Raw genomic sequence first — 24597 nt, 5'->3', positions numbered from 1 at the left:
TTATGAACAGAAGATACCTGGTTATTTGCATCGTATTTTTCACAATACAATCAAAAGCACAACAATATGGTTTGTTCAACACAAAGACCCTGTTTGATGGCTTTGAAAATCCTGCACAGAAAACATTCGTACTGGACTCGTCACGTAAATTTGCATCCAACTTTTTCCTTCCATACCTCGGATTTAATGCCTCAAGTAAAGGAAATGAAAGCACTATCCGACGTCTGATCAATGAAGGAGTATATTCAGCCAAAGACATCACAATAGGAAACAATGAAGTAAATCATATTTTTGAAAGCAGCAACATCTACCTGTTTAATTTTAAAATATTCAAATCTTATAAATTTCACAAAGAAATAGGTCTCTCCTGGCAATTGCGTACTGATGGCAATGTGGATTACACCAATGAAACATTTGCATTATTAGACAATTATAATCGATTTGACGCTTATAAAGGACAAGATTTTGATGATGCTTTTAACAACAATGGCTATGCACAATCTTATCACCAGTTTAGTGTAAGCTACCGGGAAAACTACAATAAGAGATTGGCATTTGGTGTCAAGTTAAGTTTACTAAGTGGCATCACGTACAACAAACTCCAAATCGACGAATCTTTCTTCAATCCAGGATCAGATACCCAACCCCTCGTAGCTGCGCTCAAAGGAACATACAGAGCCAACTTCCTTGAAACAGATGAACTCTCCAAGAAAGATTTGGTACCAACATTTAAAAATCCGGGACTTGCCATTAGCTTAGGTACAAGCTACACTTCAAAAACCGGAGTATTTTTAATGGCTAATGTAAAGGACCTTGGTATCATCAGATGGACTAAAAACTCTTATTACAATCGGTTTAACAACATCAATGACCCCTTGATTATTATGGATCCAGAGACCAGCCCTTCATCCATTGAAAGCAGGATAACAGAAATTGCCACCGATGGCGAAACACGAGAGCGTTTTTATAGCGTTACAAATGCAAAAGCTGATTTCATGATCTCAAAGGCATTCAGTATTTCAGTCCCTTACTTCACCTATACTCCTGCCTTAATTGTATCAAAAAACTTGTTTTATAAAGGGGGCGATGCAGCTTTCGTCAACAAATTTAAGTATGATCAATTTTCACTAACAGCTATTCCTTCTTACAATTTCAACAACTTGTTTTTATTTGGTATGCAGGGAATGTATCAAACACCCAATTTCGAAGTCTTCCTCGGATCTGATGATCTTTTTAAAACAGTATCACAAGCCAAAGGAGCAATTAAACAAGACATTACTATTGGAAAAGGATACAATGGTGCCTCATTTTATTTGGGAGTTGGAATCAAGTTTGGAAATACCGTAGAGCACCCTCAGAACAGCAGTACAATGCCGGGAATTAACGATGGCGAATCAAGTTTTTTCAAACGTCTGTTCAGTGTATTCTCAAAGAAGAGATAACACACCTCCAATCTTGATCCTGAATAAATTCAGTGTTAGGGCGTTACCTATACTATTTCTTTTTGGGCGTAGTCAGCACAAAATCTTTAAGATAAAATGGTTCAAAATACGCCACATCCTCAAATTTTGAATGCGAATAAGCGTTATATGCCAATGCACTCATGTTGCTGGCAGAATTAAAATTAGCCCCCGAGAACGAAGCATTTTCATGTCTGATCACATCTTTACACTTTGCAGCACCATCACCAATGAACATCAATACTCCGGAATTCAGTTCTTCTGCAAAGCTGTGCTCGTCAATTATCTTAGCACTCGTATCCACTATCGAATCGAGTTTGGCATTATATACCGCAGTAAAAACCTCCATTCTCCTGGCATCAATCATTGAACAGATGGCTCCCTCATATTCAGGTCGACTTTGCATAAAACCCGCAGCCATCATTTGAAGCGTATCCACGCCAATCAATGGTTTATCCAGTGCAAAGCATAGTCCCTTCGCGGTAGAAACACCTATTCGAAGTCCGGTATACGAACCAGGACCCTTGCTTACTGCCACAGCATCCAGATCTGAAAACTGAAGACCGACCATCCCCATTACTTCCTCAATGAACAAAGTAAGACTGCCTGCATGAATGTTACTTGCCATAAGCTCCTTCACAGCTATAGTCTTACCATCTTTTGATAGTGCAGCAGAACAAACTTGTGTAGCGGTTTCGATTTGAAGTATAGTAGCCATTGAATAATAAAATATAATTAAGGAACTGGGTCATGACCGTGCCCACCCCAAGGGTGACATCTGCCAATACGTTTCAAAGTTAACCAACCTCCTTTAAAAGGCCCATGTTTTTTTATCGCTTCAATCCCATATTGCGAACACGTTGGTGTATACCTGCAACTTGCACCCAACAGCGGCGACAAAAGCCACTGATAAAGCTTGATCAGTCCGAGGAAGAACCAGCCAATAATTTGCTTAAGAAGGCTGATCATTTTCCTGAGTCATTTTAACCTGCAATTCAGTTGTCAGCTTTTTAAAAACTCCTGACAACTTCTTTTCGAAAAAAGAATAATCATAAATCTTCTTGCCTATAAATTGGACGGAAAGTAATAAGAGCTTTTCAGATTCAGGAATCAAAGCGTACAAATCCTTTTGCTTCTGCAGGCGGTAAGCTTCTCTGGTCAGCCTTTTAATGCGGTTTCTATCTACAGCTTTTTTAAAGCGCTTTTTAGATACATTAATTACAACCTGAACGGGAAATTGATGAGAAGTAGCTGTAAGCAAATAAGATACCCTATAGGGGTATAATAAAAAAGAAGAACCGTCTTTAAATAGCAAGTCAATTAACTTCCTGCTACACAACCGTTCTTCTTTGTTAAATGTGTTCATGTTTTTGATCGCAAATTTGCAGATATTCTGATCTGCCAACACTTAAAGTGTTGCAATCAAAAATTATGCTTTATGACGACGCTCGTCAGAAACTGATAATCTTTTTCTTCCTTTTGCACGACGAGAAGCTAATACTCTTCTACCGTTTGCTGTAGCCATTCTTTCGCGGAAGCCGTGTTTGTTTCTTCTCTTTCTTTGCGAAGGTTGGAATGTTCTTTTCATAACTGTATTATATCTTGACTATTTTTTTAAATAAGAGGTGCAAATATAGTTTGATTTTTTTCTAATTGCAAATAGAATTAGAATTTTCTACATGCCTAAGGCTGCTTTTAGTTTAACATATCCTGTTTTGCTCACTGGTAGCCAGATATCAGACTTCAGCAGCACTACATAACTATCTTTTTCCTTGAGCTCTATACGGGTTACTTCCGCCAAATTTATAATATAAGAGCGATGTATTCGAATAAATTGTCCCGGATCCAGTGTCCGTTCAAAAAAGCTCATAGTCTTATTCTTGTGAAAAATTCCTTCCGTAGTACTTAATTTAACATAATCATCATCTGCTTCCAGGTAATGAATATCTCCCACAGCAACAATTTTGATTACTCCATTTTTCTTTACCACCACCCTGTTATTCTGGGCAGGGCTCAACGCTGCTGAATTCAGAAGCTCCTGCGTGGCCTCAGTATCTGCACTATTCAACCGTGCCGGTATTTTTTTAATGGCCTGTTCAAATCTAACCTGTTCAATCGGCTTCAGCAGATAATCCACTGCATTTACTTCAAAAGCTTTGATAGCATATTCATCAAATGCAGTTGTGAATATCACAGCGGGAGGATTCTCTACCAGTTCCAACATTTCAAACCCATTGATTTTAGGCATTTGAATATCCAGAAAAATAAAATCAGGCTGATGCTGTGTGATTGCCTTTAATCCTTCAAAACCATCACTACATTCTGCTACGACTTCAATATCGGGAAAATCACTCAGATAATGCTTTACAATATCCCTTGCAAGGGATTCATCATCAATTAGTATCGTTCGTATCATCAGCTTGAGGTATTTTAAGAGTAGTTATATATATATTTTCCTGAGTAGCCTGGGTATGCAACAATTGTTCATCAGCAAACAGCAAGTACAGGCGTCTTTTAATCGCAGTTAATCCAAATCCTGTTCCTCCAGTAGCTTTCATTTCCGGGTCAAAGGGATTTTTAACTTTTACGACAAGTACTCCACTTTCGACATTAACAGTTATAGCTATTGTAATTGCCGCAGCGGTATTGTACAAGCCAAACTTAATCGCATTTTCCACAATAGGTTGAAGTAAAGTACCGGGCAATTTCAAATTTAAAGTTTCTTTGTCTATTTCAATATCGACACTCAGCCTGTGGCTGAACCTTACTTTTTCAATATCAAGATAAAGCTGTATGTACTCCATCTCCTCACCAACACTCACCCAAACCTCGTCATCCCGTTTCAAAGTACCTCTTAAAAATGCCGCCAGTTTAGTAATCATAGTACCAGCTTCCTTAGGATTTACAATGGTAAGTGCATAAACTGAATTCAGACTATTGAACAAAAAATGGGGCTGCAGCTGATGCCTCAGCTTATTCAATTCGGCTTCCTTAGAAAGGTTCTGCGCCATCAACAACCGCTCCTGAGTTTCTGACTGCTCCTCTAGCCTGTACCACAAAATATTGGCCAGTGCGCACCAGGCCAGGAATACAAACACGATAATAAACCGGACAAGCAGCGACAACCTCAAAAAACTCCTGTATGTTAAATCACTGGGAAATAACATATTCAGGCAGAATTTACTGATAAAAGTGACAATTAAAGCCAACACCAGCGTGAGCATGAGCACAAAAAGAATGGTTTCTTTTTTTGGCTGATAATACCCGAGCATATTGCTCAAAATAAAACACCCCATCGCCATGAGTCCATTGGTAATTAAACTATCAGCAATTGAAACCTCAATACTAAAGTTCAGCGTCACGTAAAAAAGAATTATAAACAAAGAAGCCCAGGCTAAAAAGATAGCACCGGCAACTCTCTGTATTCTTAATATTGATAACGGACTTGTTGTCAAAATAGATTATTTAAGCTGATTTATTTATAACACGCCAATAGCATTATCCAAAAATTCTTTTCGTTTGTCTATTTGTGCTCTAAAATCAAGGGCATCATGTGGTTCGTGTAATATTGAAGTCACCTCTGCACCATCAGTTGGGGTCTGTATTTCATGAAGTCCGGCAATACAAATGAATTTCCACTCTACGAGTTCGCCTTTATAGTTTCTAAAGGGCGGATGAAAATCATCGGCCATACCTTCGGCTTTGCAAATTGCATCATTACCAGTGTCTGCACTAATTAATCTTAGTTGCTCATCAAACTGCACCCTATATCCCCCATCGCCACTAATAATTTCATAAATATACCTTACTAAAAACCATTTCATAACATAGAATTTAAAAATTTCTGATATCCACCCCGCCGAATAAAGCTACCCCTTTAATTATTATCGTCTTTTTGGGCTCAGAAAGCACTTGCCCAAGTGCACGTTTGTCATCTATACCACCAAATATTGCAGTGACTTCTGATTTCACATCCCAGCTTGGAGGAACAACAATTTTAACTCCGCCAAAGATCGCAACCACATCAAGCGATATAGTCCCTTCAAAATCTGCCTGCGAAAGATTGATATCCGATCCACCAAAAATTGCTATAGCATCACCGCCTCTAAAATTTTTAGAATAGATGTTCTGATGACTACCGCCAAATACGTTCACCGTATCCAATATGTCATTCTTGTCTATATCATATGGAGTTTGTGCATTGTCTTCAGCCTGATTACCTAAACCTTCAAAGCCAGCACACTTTTGCGCCCATTTCTTTTTCCAGCGCTTCCCCTGAAAACCACGTCCTTTTGGTTTAATGATCAGAAAAACACCAATTGCGATAAAGATTAGTGCAAAATAATATTTTGAAAAATCTACATTAACAATTGACTCAATCGTAAGAAAACCTCCCACGGCAACAAAAAACATCCACAATCCAACCTCAAATTTGCGCTTATACCCGACCAACAATCCGATCGCAATCAACAATATCGGCCAATCGAAGATCCATTTCGGAATATTAAGCCCTATATTGTCTAGCAGAAAAACTACTCCAATCAAAAGAACCACTAGTCCTGTACATATTCTGCTGGAGTTATTTGTTTTCAAATTTCCCATTTCCTTTCTAATCTAAATATGGCTAACCGCTATTGTTTCCATTTATTTAATTGTATTTGCTTCATCAAAATTATAGACAACTTGTACTATTAACAACACAGCAGCTATGTAGCTATTCTAATCGTCGGTAAACGACACTATTTTATCGGTAAAAAACCAATCAATACAAAAAAAGGCCAATTACTTTTGTAATCAGCCTCTTTTCACTCAGCAAAATTCTCTTATTTATTTTTAAGTAAATCTCTGATCTCTGCCAATAGCACTTCTTCTTTTGAAGGTGCAGCTGGTGCCACAGGCTCAGCTTCCTGTTTACGTTTCATAGAATTAATACCCTTTACCAGCATAAATACAGCCAGCGCTAATAATAAAAAGTTAATGGCTACTGTAATGAAGTTACCATAGGCAAAAATAACAGTATCAGGCACCTTACGTGCCTCCTCCAGTGCGAGATTAGCGGCAACCTCCCCTTTCAGTACAATATAGAGATTACTGAAATCTACGGAACCGATGACCGCTGATATCAACGGCATGATCAAATCCTTTACCACACTATCGATAATTTTACCAAAAGCGCCACCGATGATTACACCGACAGCTAGATCCATTACACTGCCTTTTACAGCAAATTCCTTAAATTCTTTTACAAATCCCATATAATAGTTGTTTTAGTTTATTCTAATTTATAAAAATCGTACCAAAAACAAGAATATTAAAGGCATAATTTATTTCATTATTCTATCATCAAATTAACACGTAAGATAACACAAGTATTGAACTTCTTTATCTTGAGCCCACGATGAGCCCACAGTGACCCCACGTTTTTGATGGTAAAATGTGGGGTCACCGTAGGATTAACTTATGGTTAACATGGAGTTATTTAATAGATCTTATTTATTTTATGTAAATCTAGACTAAGTTGAACCAGTAGGTATGCCAACGTCCACAACCATACCCCTAAATTTAAGAATATACCTTAGGGAAATTGCTTTTATCTGTCCGAAATGTGTATTTTTGGAACGGGTACATAAAATACCTGCTCATCACCTTATGTTAAAACAGCACCTACAACAAAAATTACTACAGAAACTCTCTCCTCAGCAAATCCAATTTATAAAGTTGCTGCAAGTACCGACTGTTGCTTTGGATACGCGTATTAAAGAAGAGCTCGAAGAAAATCCAGCTTTGGAAGACCCAAGCTTAATGATTGCAGAAGAGCCAAAAAGTGAATATGATGATTTGAATGATGGTCCTGAAGATTATGATGCAGGAGCCAAAGAGGAAAGTACTGATGAATTTAATGTAGATGATTATCTGCAGGACGATAGTGTAAACGATTACAGTACATCCTACAATAACAGTGACGATGATGAAGAAAAAAAAGAAACTCCTATAGCTATAGAAAGTACCTTTTTTGAGAGCTTACAGGAACAGCTGGACCTGGTTCCTCTTTCTGACCAGGATTTTATTATAGGAAAACAAATTATCGGAAGTTTAGATGATGATGGATACCTAAGAAGACCTATTACTTCTATGATAGATGATCTTGCATTTTCACAAAATGTGATGGTGGAAGAAGAAGATGTGCTGGAAATGCTGAAAGTAATACAAAGTTTTGATCCTCCTGGCATTGCGGCAAGAGACTTACAGGAATGCCTTACTTTGCAGCTAAGGCGTAAGGATCCTAACAATCCAATCATTGTTAAGGCTATCGAAATCGTTGAGAATTACCTCGATGAGTTTACACGTAAACATTACGATAAACTGGAGAAATCATTGGGACTTAACAGTGAGGACCTGAAGGAAATCATCGCAGAGATACTCCGTCTGAATCCTAAACCGGGGGACTCCAATCAGGTGACAACGAAACAGTTACAAATTATACCTGATTTTCATGTTTCTAACAATGATGGTGTATTAATACTTACTTTAAACTCAAAAAACGCACCTGAATTAAGGGTTAGCAGGTCGTACATCGACATGTTTGATCACTACGATAAAGCATCTCAAAAGGATAAAAAATTAAAAGAAGCAGTTCAGTTCGTAAAGCAAAAACTGGACTCGGCAAAATGGTTTATCGATGCCATAAAGCAAAGGCAGCAAACTTTGTTAAAAACTATGAATGCCATTATGCAGTATCAATATGAATATCTGCTTACCGGAGATGAACGGAAAATGCGTCCAATGATCCTGAAAGATATAGCCGACAAGATTGATATGGATATCTCTACAGTATCAAGGGTGGCAAACTCTAAATATGTGCAAACCGAATTTGGTACTTTCCTATTGAAATCTTTCTTCTCTGAGGCCATTCAAACTGAAAGCGGTGAAGAGGTTTCTAACAAAGAAGTAAAGAAGATATTAGAAGATTGTATTGGCAATGAAGACAAGCGCAAGCCTCTTGCTGATGAAAAGCTAACTGACATCCTAAAAGACAGAGGGTATAACATTGCGAGGAGAACGGTAGCTAAATATAGGGAGCAAATGAATATTCCTGTAGCACGTTTAAGAAAAGAACTTTAATTAGTTGACTTTCGTCATTACCACATTTTGGTGGTACTTAATACTTCGTAAATATTATTGAGCTGGACACCTAATACAATTTCATGACTTCCATTACTTACTGTATTCAATTCGGAGGTAACGAAATCATAGGAATAGGTAAGGTTAATCAGCTTACTGATATTTACGCCAGCCATTGCGGAGAAGGAATCATTTTTACGGTAGCTACCTCCTATCCACAGCCTGTCTTTAAATGCAATTTTTACATTGGCATCAATAGATATTGGTGCGGGGGTTACTTTTTTAAACATGACTGAAGGTGTTGCACTGATCTCGTCATCGATAAAGAGTTTATATCCAGCTGTGGCAAAGAAATGAGGTACATCTCTACCAGTATTGTATTTGGGATCGCTCGTAAACTTCAGCTTCTGCGGCAGCACCTGCTGCACAGAGGCTCCTGCAAAAAAACGCGCGCCATAAAGCCACACACCTAATCCAAGATCTGGTTTTACCTGGCTAATGATTGCGTTCTGAACCGAAGGATCGTTTTTCACATCAAAATCAAGCTGGTTTACATCCAGCCCAATCCTGCTCAATCCAGCGGCAACACCTACCGAAAAGTTAAGAGTACCGCTCATCTGTAAATGATAAGCATAAGTTACACTCGCATCCAGTCGGGATAACGGCCCAACATCATCTAATACAGCGATAACACCCATTCCATGGTGAGAGGGTGAAGCGGTGTAATTCTGCATGTAATTCCTACTCATCGGATCATCACCATTCTCTGGTAATGAAAGTGCATTTTTCCATAAGTAATCACCGCCCAATTTCCACTGTGCCGAGAGAAATGACGTTTGAGGAGCATTTTCGATTCCAGTCCACTGCTTACGGTAGCCAAGCTTCACGTCTGTATAATTTTCTATTCCGCTTAGTGCAGGGTTGAGTAAATAATTATTAAAAATGTATTGGGTATACTGAGGTCGCTGTTGCGCACCAGCCGCCAAAGCAAATAGCATAAATGGTAAAAAGTATATGGAGCGTTTCATCTATCTGATCAAAGTTAAAGATCCGGTAACATTTTTCCTTCCGTTTCTTGGGTTAATAATATAATAATAAGTTCCGACCGGCAACGCCTCATTTTTAAAATTTCCGTCGAAAGGGTTACTGTACCCTACACTATGAAAAACTTTTTCCCCGTAACGATTAAATACATCTATTGTAGCACCTGGATACGTATCAATATATTTCAGCACCCAGGTATCATTTATACCATCTCCATTCGGAGAAAATGCATTTGGTGCTTGTATTAATTGCAATACATGCAGCGTTATCCTTTCAGATATCACGCAGCTTTGTGACGAACTTATAGTTAAAGTGTACACTCTGTCCACATCTCCTGACATTACAGGTTCTAGTACATCATCACTACTTAAACCCGTTGCCGGGCTCCATTTATAAGTCAGGCCAATACCCGTAGCCGTAGCATTTACTTTCTTCTCGCCACCTGCAAGGATATAGATATCCCTGTCTATGATCAGATCAGGGATGGGATTTACGGTTATGGTCTGCGTACTAATCTCTTCGCAGCCTGTTGCTGTTAAAAACCGGGCAGTTAAGGTATGAGTGCCCACACCAGCGATTACAGGATTAAAATCACCGTCAGCATTGATGATCCCGGCGCCCGAGTAAACGGGATGACCTGCTAAACCCAGAGTTTCCCTGGCATTGGTAAGTCTAAATATACCTGCATTCAGACATACTGGATCTACAGGATCGAACACCAGGGCTGGCGTAGCATGCACTATTACTTGTTGGACAAGTGGTTCCTGACATTTAAGTCCTGAAAAGGCAATTAATTTAATATTAATAAGTTTGTCCTTGGCATCGGTGGCTACCGGTGCATCCAGTAAATAAGTACCTACAAGATCTGGATCATCGACTACCAGTTTTTCCACATCATCAATATACCAGACCAATTTAATGATCCGTCCTTCATCAATAGTTGATGAATTTTTCACGGTAATCTTGCTACCACTGCAAAGTTTGTCTTTATTGAGTACCTCAAAAACAGGAATGATCTGAGAACCATTTACGGTAAAAGACTGATTCTGCGTATAGGAACAGCCATTGGCATTGGTAACTGTGAGGCTAACGATATAATTGCCTGCACGACTATATTTGTGACGACCATCTCTTTGGAAAGAAGTATTGTTAACCGCTGTAGCAAATGCATCACCAAAATTCCAGGAATAGGTTAAGCCTGTTATGGTCTGATCTTCATTAGTTGTGTTGTTTTCGAAAAATGCTACATCATCCCCTACGCATACTTTTGGCAGAGAAAATTTAACAATTGGCAGGTCGTAAATGATGATATCTAGCTTAACAGGCAGACTTTGGCATCCATTTGCAGTCTTAGTAATCAGGGTAACAGAAAATGGGCCTGTCTGGACAAAGGTATGTTTTGGATGTTGCGCTGTAGAGGTGTTCCCATCACCAAAATCCCACAGCCAAGATACCATTGGTCCTGCTGCCGAGCTAGAAGCATCTGCGAAAGTGATCTCATTATTGATACACCCTTTTACCGGGGCATTGATTGCAGCATTAATCTTAGGACGAACACTCACACTAAAGGTTTCAGGATCAGACATACACCCCTCATCTAGTCCGGCGGAAAGCTTCACTTCAAAAATACCCGAAGAAGAGAAGATATGCTTAGGATGCTGCTCTCTGGAAATATTACCATCGCCAAAGTCCCACAACCACTTGTTTATGGGCTTATCAGGTAAGTTTGACAAGCTCTCGTCGGTAAACTGGATTTCAGTATCGGGGCATACTTCTGAATCAACTAAAAAAGCTGATTTAGGAATAGGATACACATCAAAGTTAAAATTGTATTCAATTTCTGCTCCCAGACAGTTATCTAGGTTAGGCATCTGTGCCTTAACCTGCATGCGGTGAGTTTCAAGCTGCGAAAAGCTAATTTCCCTAACATAAGTATACGTGTAGAGCGTGCCGGTCGATCCGTTGCTGATTTCAGGCTCAGGAGTGTAGTCTACAGAACCTTCATCGTCCAGTTTCCAGGTGATTTTTAGCGCCTTATACGGCAGCGTGATTTTGAAGTCAGACGGTTGGTCAATACAAGCGTTCGGAGCATCTATATTGGTTGCGCGGTTATGAACCAGCAGATAGTTGCTGGCCGCGAGATTGGTACCAGCCGAATAGGCGTAAGATTCTGTCTGCCCAAAACCATAAGCAACAGCATTAAAGCCCTGATTGGCCGTCAGATATGAGACTTTGTCTGATATTTCGACCTGTATACAAGAATAATCAGGTCGGTCAGGAATTACTCTCCAGCCTACCGGAGCTACGCCGTTGATCATAAAAGAATGAACTGCAGACGTTTTTATGCTTACGTTTATGTATCTGTTTGCAATGGCTTGGTCGGTAGAAGAAAACAAGGTTACAGCTTTGACATTAAATTCTACAGGATTGAGCATTACCATTTCCGGATCGCCAGGCAATCCACCCCCATTTGCTGCTGAACAGTTTTGTGTGAGCGAATACTGGGCGACACTGATCTGTTTGTCTGCAGAAATGAAAACCGGTTCGGTCAATTGCTGGCTCTCAAAATGCTCTCCCTCCATCAACGTCAGAGATTGCCCATTAAACTGAACATTGGTATTGTTCTCTTGCGCAAGGATTCGGAGTATATATTTTCTATTCATAAACGGCACAACACCATACTCCTTCCCCCAGCTGATGGTCGGATAAAGTTGCTGAAATAAAGGATCTCTTGAGGTGTTACATCCAATGGATATCGATGTACTACCGGAAAAAACAGCGATTCGTTTGTTACAGTTGTCGGGCGACGACGGATCGATGTACACGGAAGCCCCGGTAATATCAGAATTGTCTCCTGGCATATACTCATACACATCACCTTGATTTGCCAGATTAATACTACGTATTGCACCGGTTTTTTCTTTGACCAAAATCTGGGTATTGGGCTGAGCAGCAACAATGACTAAAAAATTCTGCGCGATATTTCCGCCTCTGACATCCTGGGTATAATTCATAGAATAATACTTTTGCCCCAGCGATTCAACAGGAAGGATAAGAGAAGCGGCCGAACGAAAACCAGCAAATATATGTGCATATACCGCTACCTTGTCCCCTTCATCAACTTTAATATGTATAGCCCTGCCTGACAGATTACTATTTCTTTCATTATAATCGATGTAGGACTGATCTCTTGTGACATTAAATTCTACAGGATTGTTTGCAGGAATATCCTTTTTTTCTGAATATCCTCCGCAGCTCACAGTGACTGTAGAACCAGTTTTCGACGTAATCCAAATGCGGATATTGGCCAGCGATGAACCGGCGGAGGGATCATGTGTAGGAAATACAGCCCAGAAGTCTGTTCCCTCATTAGATATGTTTTGAGCGTTCGCACGAATAAATGGGAAAAACAATAATGCCCATATAATTACACTCCACCTGTTCATAATCTTAGATATTCCCTTTTAGAATATCTAAGATAACAGATTTTGACGTAATAAAAACTCTAATTGCTTATTAGCTAGTAATAATTGTTCAGTAAGCTCTCTGTTTTCTTTTCTAAGTGCATAGATCTCGTATGCCTTTTCAATGTTGATCCTTAGATCCTCATCCATCCAGGGTTTTTGAATATATTTATAAACCTGTCCTTTGTTAATGGCATCGATAACTGCATTGATATCTGCGTAACCGGTCAAAAGAATTCTTATCGGATCAGGAAAATCAGGGATGATGGATTCCAGAAACTCAATACCCGTCATTACCGGCATTCTCTGATCAGTAATAATGACCTGAATATCCTGCGATTCAAGAATCTTTCTTCCTTCAGCAGCAGACTCGGCAACGAAAATATTAAAAAGCCTTCTGAATCCAGCCTTAAAAGAGTTCAGGTTATGAACCTCATCATCTACATACAAAACGTTAATCATTACATCTGAACTCATGCTTTTTAGATTTTTTGTTAAATATATTGCTTTTCTAAGTTCTAAAGAACTATTTACGCTGAAAAAATTATTTAACGGAATAATTATATGAGTCATTATTTTTTAAATATCACTCATATTCAGCCACTAATAAACTTTAGAAATTTTATAGTAAAATAAAAGTTAAAGATACATTTTCATTATAGCCCCGAAAACCATAATTTTATTAGAAATTTAGAATAGGGCTAAATTCAATATACCTTAAAGGTAAAACGTTATACTTTTTCAAAAACAATGTATTTAAATAAAGATATAAATAAGTTTATAAAAGAGTTTACTTTAAAAAATGAGTTGTATAGGAATAGCTACACGCCTGTTTTTTACAGAATAAGCAACGTTGAGGAAGAAGTTAAATTTATTTCTCTGCTCAAGGAAAAACCATATATTCAAGTTTTCGATACCATCCAAAATCAATTAACTGATTTAGTAAAAGGATTAAGCCCTTCAACCATTTTTAACGAAAACTTAATTAAGGAAACGATAGTAAATCATTTAGACGGCGCAGACATTACAAAGTATGGCGTATGGGCTTATTACCCATGGATGGAGAAAGTAGTACATATATTGGATGAGGAAGAATATGTATTGGTGCGCACCAATAGGAATAAACATAAAATCACACAAGAGGAACAGGATCATCTATCCAAAAAAAAGATTGGAGTCATGGGGCTATCAGTCGGCCAGTCTGTGTCATTAACAATTGCTATTGAACGGGGTTGCGGAGAATTGCGAATTGCAGATTTTGATGTACTGGATCTGACTAATCTGAATCGCATCCGCTCTGGTATTCAAAATATAGACCTTAAAAAGACAGTAATCGTAGCCAGGGAAATTGCTGAAATAGATCCTTATCTTAAAGTAACCTGTTTTCATGAAGGCATTACAGAAGAAAATATTGATACATTCTTAACGGCTGGTGGTAAACTTGACCTCCTGATCGACGAATGTGACAGTTTTGACATTAAAATCAGCAGCAGGGAAAAAGCAAAATCGCTTGGTATCCCAGTATTAATGGAAGGCAGCGACAGGTGTACCATTGACATTGAACGTTTTGATCTGGAGCCGGACAGGCCGGTATTACATGGTTTTGTGAAAGATATGGACATGCAGGTTTTTAAATCGCTAAAAACCATGGATGAAAAAATCCCATATATTGCTCCGGTAACCGGAGTGGAAACTTTATCTCCAAGGATGAAAGCTTCTGCTATTGAGATCATGAGCTCCATATCTACATGGCCACAACTGGCGAGTGCGGTAACTTATGGAGGTGGAATATCTGCAGATATTTCAAGAAAGATACTGTTGGGCCAACTAAAGGTATCCGGTAGATTTTGGATTGATATGGATGAGCTGATCTTTGATGCGGAGAATGAGAGTGGCGATAAAGAAATCGAGGTGCAGAAAACACCAGATTTCGCTACTTACATTAAAACCCACTTATCTGACGATTCAACAGGAGAAGAGTTGACTGAGGACTTACTCAATCTGTTAATCACAGCGGCAAATAAAGCGCCATCCGGAGGAAATAACCAACCTTGGTTATGGCATTATGGCAACAAAACCCTTCACCTGTTCTTAAACAAACCGGTGTCTGGCGCTTATTTAGATCCTGATTATATTTCATCTTATATCTCGCTGGGTGCTGCAATTGAAAACTTATTGCTTGCAGCTTCGGTAAATGAGCTTAAGGTTGAATGGAAACTAACGCCCGAGCTATTACCTGATCATGTTGCTTTATTTAAATTCAGCAAAGGTAACGTCGCAACTTTATTTGAAAATCAGCTCGCAGCTCAAATTGAGAGCAGGCATACCAACCGCAAATCCGGCATCAAACATGATTTGGATGTCAATGAGTTAAAGCTACTTGAAACAATTGCATCTGAAAATACCGATGTTTCGCTATCCTGGATTACCGACAATGATGCGTTAAAAACGCTGGGGGAAATTGCGGGCGACGCAGATCTTTTGAGAATGTTCATTCCCGATGCACACTCCGATTTCATTGAAAAGGAAATGAGATGGACTATCGAAGAAACCAATGACACAGCAGATGGAATCAGTATTCATTCGCTGGACTTAACAAATAATGATCAGATTGGACTTAGGTTAATGAAGGATAAAAAAGCCATCTCTTTTCTAAAAAGTATAAACGGTGGATCAGCATTCAAAAAGCTGGCACTTAAGCAGTTTTTAAATTCATCTGCAATTGGCCTGATAACTATACCCCAAGTTTCTCCTTTGAGCTACCTGAAAGGCGGTATCGCTGTAGAAAAACTTTGGCTGAAGGCAGCTGACCTGGGATACCAGATACATCCGATGAACGTGCCTCTTATATTCTTTTACAAAAACAACTTTGAGCAAAGTTCTGATCTATCTGACGAAATAAAAGCAAAAATTTCTCAAATGCACGGAACTTTCAGAGGAATATTCAAAATATCTAATGATATTGCCGAAGTATTTTTATTCCGATTATTTAAAGCAGAATCATCTCCAGTAAAAACGATTAGAAGACCCTTAAACAAGACATTATCTTTTGGAACAGCAGAAACCACATATTGACAAACTTTACTTTAAAGCTTTTAGGGCGATAGATGATCCTGAATCATGCATGAAATTCATTGAGGGGCACAGGCATGTATTGGAAATTTTTGGTATAACCCAGATTTCTTCAGCTAAGGTAGACTGGATGCACAATCCGAACGTACATGTCATCCTTGTAACTATAGAGGAAAATGGGAAGGCCATGGCAGGGTCAAGAATCCATCAGGCAGATGGGGTTACTCCCCTTCCGATAGAAGATGCTGTAGGATTTATGGATACGCGTATACACGATATGGTAAATGACCGAATGGCAGCAGGAACCGGCGAAATGTGCGGTGTATGGAACTCCTGGGAAATCGCCGGACTGGGAATTGGAAGTTATTTCTTAAGCCAGGTTGGCCTGGCGGTATCCAGTTCGATAGGGCTCACGACTTTATTTGGCCTTACTGCGCCAGCCACGTACAGAAATGCGGTAAGAGGAGGCTTCAGGGTAATTACCGAAATTGGCATCAACGGCAGATTTTATTACCCTAAGGAGGATCTAACAGCAACAGCTGTACTTACAGACGAGTTGGAGACACTGCCTACTGCAGTAGAAGAAGTGAGAAATCATGTACATTCTTTTAGAAAAAATCCCAGACAATCTTTTCAGATTCCGAACAAAACTAATGATGGTTTTATAGATATATTTATTGACATCACACTGGAATGAATAAAAATTTAGTGAGATTATATTTGCTGATACTGGCATTTATAATGCCTTTTATTGCCAATGCCCAGGTAGAAAAACCTGGTGATTCATTGATCAACATTCTACACAACTCAGAAATCTATATCCCAAATAATGACCTGGTTTCCGTAAATCAGGTAATTGATAAGACTAATGAATTTAAAAAACTAGGCTCGGGATTAATTAACCTTGGAAATTATAAACATGGCGTATGGATAAGAGCCATTCTGCCTCAGGGTACCGATACTAAAAAGTATACAGAATTATTAATAGATCAGAGCAGGATAAGGGAAGCGGAGGTATTTTTTGTAAGTGATAGAAAGATAATTAGTCAGACAAAGTATACCAATTATGGCATTATTACTTCTTCGTCCCAAATAGGCAATCTTAATACTTTCAAAATACCAGAGGCATATGACAATTCAAATGCTTCTATATATATCAAATTAAGTACTGAGGAAGTAGTGATGACTCCGATTTTCATAGGTAGCACTCAAAAAATATCGAATATTTTCTCCATAAGGGATGTTTTTTTCGGCATCTATACAGGCATTATGCTGATCATGTTTGCCTATAACCTTTTCTTATATTTCAGTATAAAAGACACCAGTTATCTGAATTACATCTTTTGCATCCTGTTCACCTGGATTACCCAAACTACCTTACAGGGTTATTTCACTAAGTATTTCCCCGTTGAACTACCCATATTTAATGAGATATCGGTGGTGTTGTTTTCTAATCTGGGGCTTATAGCCTCAATTATGTTCACGAAATCTTTTCTGAATACTAAAAAGAATTCTCCAAAGAATAACACACTTTTTAATATCATTTTACTTTTTACAACTGTCAATACTATTCTTCTTTTCTTTGGATCAAGAAATTTGTCATTTATAGGCATGCAAATTTCTATAGTTGCCAGTTCCATCATTGCTTTTATAGCTGCTTTTAATACTTATTTTAAAGTACATTTTAAGCCAGCTGGATATTACCTGGTATCGTGGACATTTCTGTTTATTGGAATGATGATCTTTATTTTAAAAGATTACGAGGTCATTGGTTATTCGTTATTTACAACTTATGCGGCACAGTTTGCCTCAGTTCTGGAAGTATTATTACTTTCATTTGCTTTGGCCGACCGGATCAATTTCTTTAAGGCTGAGAATGAGCAATATCAGAAACAAGCCCTCAAAATATCGATGGAAAATGAGGAACTCATAAGAGAGCAAAACATTGTCCTGGAACAACGGGTTAACGAAAGAACACTGGAATTACAAGATGCAAATTCTACTTTAAGTGTAACACTTAATAATTTAAAATCTGCACAATCCCAATTGGTAGATCAGGAAAAAATGGCCGGACTTGGTCAGCTCACAGCAGGTATAGCACATGAGATCAACAACCCTATTAACTTTGTGACCTCTAACATTAAGCCGTTGGAGCTGGACATCAATGACCTTAACGAGGTCATTCATATGTACGAAAAATTAGATCTCAACGATGACATTCAAAAACAGATCAGCAATATCGAATCATTCAAAAAACGTATTGATATTGATTTTGTAAGAGACGAGATCAAATCCTTGCTTGCCGGAATTGGTGAGGGAGCAAAAAGAACCGCTGAAATTATCAGAAGCTTGAAAAACTTTAGTAGATTGGATGAAAATGACACTAAGCCAGTCGCCATTGCTGAAGGCCTGGACTCAACATTGGTATTGATAAGGAGTACCTTCCCTTCTAATCTTAAAATCGTAAAAGATTACCAGTCTGTACCTGAAGTAGAATGTATGCCGGGCAAAATAAACCAGGTATTTATGAACCTGATCACGAATGCGATACAGGCGATAAAGTCGAAAACAAATCCTGATGAAGAGGAATATCTTTATATAAAAACCTGGCAAGAGGGCACTGATGTAAAAATCAGTATAAGAGATTCAGGTACAGGAATGCCTGATGAAGTTAAACAAAAGATATTTGAACCGTTCTTTACGACTAAAGATGTGGGTGAAGGAACAGGGCTAGGCTTATCTATTGTATTTAGAATAATAGAGAACCATCATGGCAATATAGATGTTGTAACAAAATTAAATCAAGGTACAGAATTTATTATTACCTTGCCTGTAAACTAAACTAACATTCTGCTATGAATTCGTCTACCATTCGAGTTTTGTACATTGATGATGAAGAAAACAATCTAAATGCTTTTAAGGCCGGTTTTAGAAGGCAATATGAAATTTATACTGCTATTTCTGCTGCTGAGGGCTTAAAAATACTCGAGAATGTAATCGTGCATGTAATTATAGCAGATCAGAAAATGCCGCAGACTACAGGGGTTGAATTTTTCAAGAGCATCGTAAATACCTTCCCTGATCCTGTAAGGATTTTATTAACGGGTTACACAGATATAGAAGCCTTGGCAGACGCGATTAATCACGGTGATATATACAGATACATCACAAAACCGTGGAATGATCTGGAGTTGCATAACTCTATAAAAAATGCATATGATGCATACAAAGCAAAAATTGACCTAAGAGAAAAAATTGCTGAGCTTGAAAAAACGAATGATGAATTAAACCGTTTTATATATAGCATTTCTCATGAATTACGTGCCCCTCTTGTTTCTGCGATGGGCATAGTGAATGTTGTTAAAATGGAGAATCTTTTTCACTCAAGTGGCGAATATTGGGGCATGATAGAGACCTGCTCAAATAAATTAGATTACTACATCCAAAAAACACTTCAATATTATAAAAACAACAAACTCGTTCATGAAAAATCTCCTGTAGATTTTAAAACTATCATCAATGAGTTGATTGAACTCTATTCGTATTCGGATAAAGAAACCCATTTCACTGTTGATATTATCCAAGATATTCCTTTTTATGGTGATGCTTTTAGAATAGAAGTAATTTTAGGCAACCTGATTTCTAATGCGATAAAATACCAGAAAAAAGAAGAAAAGAATAAAAAGGTAGAAATCCATATTGAAGTTACAAAAGATATCGCGGAGATTACCATTAGTGATAATGGAATGGGTATTTTAAATGAGCATCTGGAAAAAATATTTACCCAGTTTTTCAAGAGTAAAACCAACCACGGCAGTGGACTGGGACTATTCATAGTCAAAGAAGCCTTGAATAAAATTAGCGGTAAGATCTCTGTGAGCTCAAATACAATCGACGGTACAACTTTTAAAATAATAATCCCCAATGTTAAATAAACCCAGAAAAGTAATGCTGATAGATGACAATGAAGTTGATCTGAAAATCAACTCAAAAATCATCACTATATCGAAATTATTTGATGACATTATTCTATGTAGATCCGGAGAAGAAGGCTTGTCTTACCTCAATCAGCATGTAGACAATGAAGCTGAATTGCCAGATTTCATTCTTTTAGATATACAAATGCCAGAAATGGATGGGTTCGATTTTTTAGAGATTTATAAAAAATTTCCAAAGTCAATCAAGGATAAATGTCTGATTGCGATACTCTCATCAACACTGGATTTTGGAGACATAAAAAAGGCAGAAGCAAATCCTTACGTTATTAAATTGCTAAAAAAACCACTATTCCCAAAAGAACTTGAAGAGGTCTTGAAGAAACATTTTCTAATGTAAGAAGTCTGTACTACAAGTCTCAACCTCTGCCTCCTGATTAAATCTCGGGAGGGCGTCGGGATAATTCCTAATCTCTGATCCCCTCTATTGTTAGGTTACTTATAGTTGCAATGTCAAATATAGCTTATATCTAAATATTCAGTAGCTTAATCAAACAAGCCTGTTATGTTAACGCGCTAACACCAAAAGATCTGAATTAAGATTAGTAATTAAAAATGATAAAAACAAAAAAGCCGGCTCTATTAGATAGAAACGGCTTTTTATTTAGTGGGCCATGATGGGCTCGAACCATCGACCAAAAGATTATGAGTCTTCTACTCTAACCAACTGAGCTAATGGCCCCTGAAAATCTTATTAGATTTTGCGAGTGCAATGTTACATATTTGTAATGAATTATGGAAACAGTTTTAGCACAAAAAATAAAAAATATTATTTTTGATTATGGCAATGTGATATTCGAAATTGACTTCAACAAGGCACAAAATGCTCTGATACAATTAGGTATATCTAACATTAATGAGTTTTTTACACATAAAAGCCACAACGACATTTTCAACAATTTTGAGACCGCGGCAATCACACCAGCTCAATTCAGGGATGGAATACGTAATGCAGCAGAAAATAATACACTTACAGATCGGCAAATTGATGATGCCTGGAATAGTTTATTGATAGGTGTCCCCTCCGCTAAGGTTCATGATACGCTTATAAAAGCAGGGAAAAAGTACCGCACTTTTCTGTTGAGTAACAATAATGAGATTCATTACAACTGGATTGTTGATTACCTTAAAAGAGAGTTTAACGTATCTGACAATAATCACCTCTTCGAAAAGACATATTATTCGCAGCAAATGTTTCTTCGAAAACCACATGTAGAAATCTTTGAGCAGGTCATCAAAGAAAATAACTTGAACCCCGAAGAAACACTATTTATAGATGACAGTCCGCAACATTTGGTTGGTGCCAAACAAGCTGGCCTGCATACACTCTTGATGGACAGACATCCAATAGAACTTGAACAATTTCTAATTGATCATAAAATTCTATAATGACATGACTGACAAAAGATTTAAATCATTGGCAGAGTTTTATCCTTTCTACCTAACAGAACACCAAAATCTGATCAGCAGGGTACTCCATTTTATAGGCACTGGGTTGGTTGTATTGGCGCTCTTTGCTGCAATACTGTTCCATGAATGGCGTTTTCTACTGATCGCACCACTAACAGGATATAGCTTTGCCTGGGTGGGGCATTTCTTTTTTGAGAAAAACAAGCCTGCTACCTTCAGGTATCCGGCCTACAGCCTGGCCAGCGACTTTATTTTGTTCTGGGATTTGCTAACAGGTAATCAGCCATTTAAAACCGATAAAAATAGATAACAATTAGCAAAAGAGGCGACCCTTTCAGATCGCCTCTTTTGTTGTCGCTAAAGTTTATAGCTTTCTGCGTTTCTTTTCTTTCATAATCAAACCAAGCTCTCTGCTCGTTTGTCCGGCAATAGAAGTATTCTCCTGCGCTCTTCTGAATAGGTACGGCATAACTGCTTTAACAGGCCCGTAAGGCACGTACTTAGCTACATTGTATCCGGCATCAGAAAGATTAAAACTAAGGTTGTCACTCATTCCCAATAATTGTGCAAAATATACATGAGGGTGATTATGATCAATGTTGTATTCATCCAGCAGTTGCGCAAGTAATCTGCTGCTCTGTTCATTATGTGTACCGCACACAATAGCAATATCATTGATATTAGCCATAGAATATCTCAGTGATTCATCATAATCCTTATCGGAAGCTTCTTTGGTTGGTTGTATAGGTGATGGATATCCCATTTCTTCTGCACGTTTACGTTCCTTCTCCATATATGCACCACGAACCATCTTAACTCCCAATATAAAGCCCTCTGCTTTTGCGATCAGGTGATCTGCTTTAAGATCCGCTAGCTTATCATGACGATACATTTGATAAGTATTGTAAACTATGATACTTTCTTTATTAAATAAACGCATCATATCTAAGGCCAATAGGTCAATCGTATCCTGAATCCAGGTCTCTTCGGCATCTACCATTACCGGAACATTTTTATCAAAAGCTGCTCTGCAGATTTTTTCACAACGCTGTTTCACTTTTTCAAACTCAGCAGTTTCAGCTGCATTCAGTTCCTGTTTTGCATCCAGTTTTTCCAGCAAACCAAACCTCCCAATTCCTGTAACTTTAAATACTGTAATTGGAATACGATTATCTCCCGCGGCACGTTCTATAGTTCTGATAATTTCTTCACACGTAAAGTCAAAAACTTCTTCTTCTTCCTCTCCCTCTACTGAATAATCTAAAATAGTACCTACCTGCCCCGAATTTAGTTGAGCAATAGTATGCTCACACTCTGCTATTGTTTCTCCTCCACAGAAATGTTTAAAAATGGTAGCTTTAATAATTCCCTTAATCGGCATTCCAATATTCATAAAGAAATTCGTGATCGGGGGACCTACTTTAGTGAGGAAATTACTGCTGATAATCTTAAAAAGCCAATACGCAGCATTTAATTCACCATTAGACTTGTTGCGAAAAGCAACTTCTGTATTGTCAAAGTTCAGTGTTTTTTTGGGGGATAGTTCCATTTAAAAATTTCTATTAATAAAATCGTCCGCAAAAATATAAATTCCATTGCTATCAGTGGTATAACACTTTATAAATAAATGCATTTTATATTCAATAAATTGTAAAAGCATTTTTCTTAAGTTTGCCATACAATGATAAAATTCAAATTAGAAGGCGAATTTATTCCCCTTATTCAGCTGCTAAAGGCAACTGCACTGGTACAAAGCGGAGGAGAGGCACAAACTGTTGTTGAAGATGGTTTGGTGAAATACAATGGAAAAGTAGACTACCGTAAGCGTCTAAAAGTACGTGTGGGAGATGTAATTGATTTTATGGGTCAGAAAATAAATGTAATTTAATGAACAAACTTGATAGTGCTGGACACACCATACATTTCGAAACTCAACTGAATCCGCTTACTGAAATACTGGAATCTGGCAAATACAGCAAAATATTTGTCTTTGCAGATGGAAATACTTCTCAATTCTGTTTACCCGTATTTCAAGAGATGCTCGATGATTTTACAGGTTTCGACCTGATTGAAACTGATCCGGGTGAGGAAAATAAAAATATAGATTTCTGCATTGGCATCTGGAAAACATTACTTGATTTTGGGGCTGACAGAAAATGTTTGATGATCAATCTTGGTGGCGGTGTAGTTACAGATCTTGGTGGATTCGTAGCTTCCACTTATAAAAGAGGAATCGACTTTATCAATATCCCTACTACACTACTATCTCAGGTAGATGCTTCCGTTGGCGGAAAAACAGGAATAGATATCGATAATGTAAAAAATATGGTTGGTACTTTTACCCTTCCGAAGTCAGTATTTATCGAAACTAAATTCTTAAAAACATTGCCTGAAAGAGAAATGTTGTCAGGATTTGCAGAAATGATCAAACACGGCCTTATCGCCGATAAAAGTTATTACGAAGAGTTAAAAAAAGGAAATCACAAAGAGATCGAAGCACAAGCCATTTACACTTCTGTTAATATAAAAAATGACGTAGTAACTGAGGATCCGCATGAAAAGGGATTAAGAAAGATTTTAAATTTCGGCCATACTATAGGTCATGCCGTAGAAACCTACTCCTTAATTAATGACAAAAGCCCACTTACACACGGAGAAGCCATAGCAATAGGAATGGTTTGTGAAGGATTCTTGTCCGTTAGCAATAATACACTAACTGGTGATGAATTAGAGGATATCAGCAATTATATCCTTGAAACTTACCCATCATATCAAATTAAAAAGGAAAGCTTTAGTCAATTGTTAGAATTTATGCAAAGCGATAAAAAGAATGAAAACGGAGAGATTATGTTTTCCCTTTTGAATAGCATCGGCTCCTGTGCGTTTAACTGTAGAGTAGCTGAAGGGGATATTCTAGCAAGTTTAAACTACTATAATACCTTGGCAAAATCACCTTCATAAGGTTAAATTCTGTATGAGATTTTAAGCTCGTTACAAACAATAAATAATTTTTTTAAATTAACTATTGAC

General features: G+C 37.9%; 24 protein-coding genes and 1 tRNA gene. 11 read left to right on the top strand and 14 right to left on the bottom strand.

The annotated features are described in order from the left end of the window. Positions 1-2: 2 nt before the first annotated feature. A complete protein-coding gene (locus FA047_RS02735) occupies positions 3-1442 on the top strand; it encodes a DUF5723 family protein (protein WP_136834445.1) in 1440 nt (479 codons plus the stop codon). Positions 1443-1494: 52 nt separating this feature from the next. Here FA047_RS02735 and tsaB read toward each other — a convergent pair whose 3' ends face one another. The 9 genes from tsaB to mscL all read right to left on the bottom strand — a co-directional run bounded on the left by tsaB (position 1495) and on the right by mscL (position 6715). Continuing rightward, a complete protein-coding gene (tsaB, locus tag FA047_RS02730) occupies positions 1495-2178 on the bottom strand; it encodes a tRNA (adenosine(37)-N6)-threonylcarbamoyltransferase complex dimerization subunit type 1 TsaB (protein WP_136834444.1) in 684 nt (227 codons plus the stop codon). A 17-nt stretch (positions 2179-2195) separates the two neighbouring features. Beyond that, complete coding sequence (yidD, locus tag FA047_RS02725; RefSeq protein WP_136834443.1) at positions 2196-2429, bottom strand: membrane protein insertion efficiency factor YidD; 234 nt, start codon at positions 2427-2429, stop codon at positions 2196-2198. After that, the gene (locus tag FA047_RS02720) at positions 2413-2826 is read right to left on the bottom strand and encodes a ribonuclease P protein component (protein ID WP_136834442.1); all 414 of its coding nucleotides are present in this window, start codon (positions 2824-2826) and stop codon (positions 2413-2415) included. The genes yidD and FA047_RS02720 overlap by 17 nt, the downstream gene beginning before the upstream one ends. A gap of 63 nt (positions 2827-2889) precedes the next feature. After that, positions 2890-3048 carry a 50S ribosomal protein L34 gene (gene rpmH / locus FA047_RS02715; protein ID WP_055133745.1) on the bottom strand — a complete coding sequence of 53 codons (159 nt, stop codon included), beginning with the start codon at positions 3046-3048 and terminating at the stop codon, positions 2890-2892. Positions 3049-3135: 87 nt separating this feature from the next. Beyond that, a complete protein-coding gene (locus tag FA047_RS02710) occupies positions 3136-3876 on the bottom strand; it encodes a LytR/AlgR family response regulator transcription factor (RefSeq protein WP_136834441.1) in 741 nt (246 codons plus the stop codon). Next, a complete protein-coding gene (locus FA047_RS02705) occupies positions 3854-4915 on the bottom strand; it encodes a sensor histidine kinase (protein WP_225872609.1) in 1062 nt (353 codons plus the stop codon). The genes FA047_RS02710 and FA047_RS02705 overlap by 23 nt, the downstream gene beginning before the upstream one ends. A 24-nt stretch (positions 4916-4939) precedes the next feature. Continuing rightward, complete coding sequence (locus FA047_RS02700) at positions 4940-5284, bottom strand: DUF4288 domain-containing protein (protein ID WP_136834440.1); 345 nt, start codon at positions 5282-5284, stop codon at positions 4940-4942. A 10-nt stretch (positions 5285-5294) separates the two neighbouring features. Then, entirely contained in the window at positions 5295-6062 is a 768-nt protein-coding gene (locus FA047_RS02695) for a LiaF transmembrane domain-containing protein (protein ID WP_136834439.1), read from the bottom strand. Positions 6063-6283: 221 nt separating this feature from the next. Beyond that, complete coding sequence (gene mscL, locus FA047_RS02690) at positions 6284-6715, bottom strand: large conductance mechanosensitive channel protein MscL (RefSeq protein ID WP_136834438.1); 432 nt, start codon at positions 6713-6715, stop codon at positions 6284-6286. A 394-nt stretch (positions 6716-7109) separates the two neighbouring features. Between mscL and rpoN the strand changes: the two genes are divergently transcribed. Next, entirely contained in the window at positions 7110-8582 is a 1473-nt protein-coding gene (gene rpoN, locus FA047_RS02685) for an RNA polymerase factor sigma-54 (protein ID WP_136834437.1), read from the top strand. A 17-nt stretch (positions 8583-8599) separates the two neighbouring features. Here rpoN and FA047_RS02680 read toward each other — a convergent pair whose 3' ends face one another. The 3 genes from FA047_RS02680 to FA047_RS02670 are packed head-to-tail and all read right to left on the bottom strand — an operon-like array spanning position 8600 to position 13567. Further along, entirely contained in the window at positions 8600-9610 is a 1011-nt protein-coding gene (locus FA047_RS02680; RefSeq protein ID WP_136834436.1) for a PorP/SprF family type IX secretion system membrane protein, read from the bottom strand. Then, positions 9611-13072 carry a PKD domain-containing protein gene (locus tag FA047_RS02675; protein WP_136834435.1) on the bottom strand — a complete coding sequence of 1154 codons (3462 nt, stop codon included), beginning with the start codon at positions 13070-13072 and terminating at the stop codon, positions 9611-9613. Between the two features lie 27 nt (positions 13073-13099). Continuing rightward, entirely contained in the window at positions 13100-13567 is a 468-nt protein-coding gene (locus FA047_RS02670; protein ID WP_136834434.1) for a response regulator, read from the bottom strand. Positions 13568-13840: 273 nt separating this feature from the next. Here FA047_RS02670 and FA047_RS02665 point away from each other — a divergent pair, with 273 nt between their 5' ends. The 5 genes from FA047_RS02665 to FA047_RS02645 are packed head-to-tail and all read left to right on the top strand — an operon-like array spanning position 13841 to position 20497. Further along, entirely contained in the window at positions 13841-16165 is a 2325-nt protein-coding gene (locus tag FA047_RS02665; RefSeq protein WP_136834433.1) for an Rv1355c family protein, read from the top strand. Next, positions 16140-16859: a hypothetical protein gene (locus FA047_RS02660; RefSeq protein ID WP_136834432.1), complete on the top strand. Its 720-nt coding sequence runs from the start codon at positions 16140-16142 to the stop codon at positions 16857-16859. Before FA047_RS02665 ends, FA047_RS02660 begins: the two co-directional genes overlap by 26 nt. Further along, entirely contained in the window at positions 16856-19003 is a 2148-nt protein-coding gene (locus FA047_RS02655) for a 7TM diverse intracellular signaling domain-containing protein (RefSeq protein WP_136834431.1), read from the top strand. The genes FA047_RS02660 and FA047_RS02655 overlap by 4 nt, the downstream gene beginning before the upstream one ends. Before the next feature lie 14 nt (positions 19004-19017). Continuing rightward, complete coding sequence (locus tag FA047_RS02650; protein WP_136834430.1) at positions 19018-20097, top strand: hybrid sensor histidine kinase/response regulator; 1080 nt, start codon at positions 19018-19020, stop codon at positions 20095-20097. Continuing rightward, entirely contained in the window at positions 20087-20497 is a 411-nt protein-coding gene (locus FA047_RS02645; RefSeq protein ID WP_136834429.1) for a response regulator, read from the top strand. The genes FA047_RS02650 and FA047_RS02645 overlap by 11 nt, the downstream gene beginning before the upstream one ends. A 268-nt stretch (positions 20498-20765) precedes the next feature. On the opposite strand, the gene FA047_RS02640 is transcribed toward FA047_RS02645, so the two are convergent. Next, positions 20766-20839: transfer RNA gene (locus FA047_RS02640), tRNA-Ile, on the bottom strand. 53 nt (positions 20840-20892) lie between these two features. Here FA047_RS02640 and FA047_RS02635 point away from each other — a divergent pair. Beyond that, positions 20893-21546, top strand: coding sequence for an HAD family hydrolase (locus tag FA047_RS02635; RefSeq protein WP_136834428.1), 654 nt, complete (start codon positions 20893-20895; stop codon positions 21544-21546). Between the two features lie 4 nt (positions 21547-21550). Beyond that, complete coding sequence (locus FA047_RS02630; protein WP_136834427.1) at positions 21551-21877, top strand: DUF962 domain-containing protein; 327 nt, start codon at positions 21551-21553, stop codon at positions 21875-21877. A 54-nt stretch (positions 21878-21931) separates the two neighbouring features. On the opposite strand, the gene FA047_RS02625 is transcribed toward FA047_RS02630, so the two are convergent. Further along, entirely contained in the window at positions 21932-23116 is a 1185-nt protein-coding gene (locus tag FA047_RS02625; RefSeq protein WP_136834426.1) for a proline dehydrogenase family protein, read from the bottom strand. Between the two features lie 132 nt (positions 23117-23248). Here FA047_RS02625 and FA047_RS02620 point away from each other — a divergent pair, with 132 nt between their 5' ends. After that, positions 23249-23455, top strand: a complete 207-nt coding sequence (locus FA047_RS02620) for an RNA-binding S4 domain-containing protein (protein WP_136834425.1) — start codon at positions 23249-23251, stop codon at positions 23453-23455. After that, positions 23455-24528: a 3-dehydroquinate synthase gene (aroB, locus tag FA047_RS02615; RefSeq protein WP_136834424.1), complete on the top strand. Its 1074-nt coding sequence runs from the start codon at positions 23455-23457 to the stop codon at positions 24526-24528. The genes FA047_RS02620 and aroB overlap by 1 nt, the downstream gene beginning before the upstream one ends. Positions 24529-24597: the final 69 nt, after the last annotated feature.

The organism is Pedobacter frigoris, from assembly GCF_005116445.1.
Taxonomy (GTDB): Bacteria; Bacteroidota; Bacteroidia; order Sphingobacteriales; family Sphingobacteriaceae; genus Pedobacter; species Pedobacter frigoris.
The sequence above is the reverse complement of the archived record's forward strand: the minus strand, read 5'-3'. Positions and strand labels throughout refer to the sequence as shown.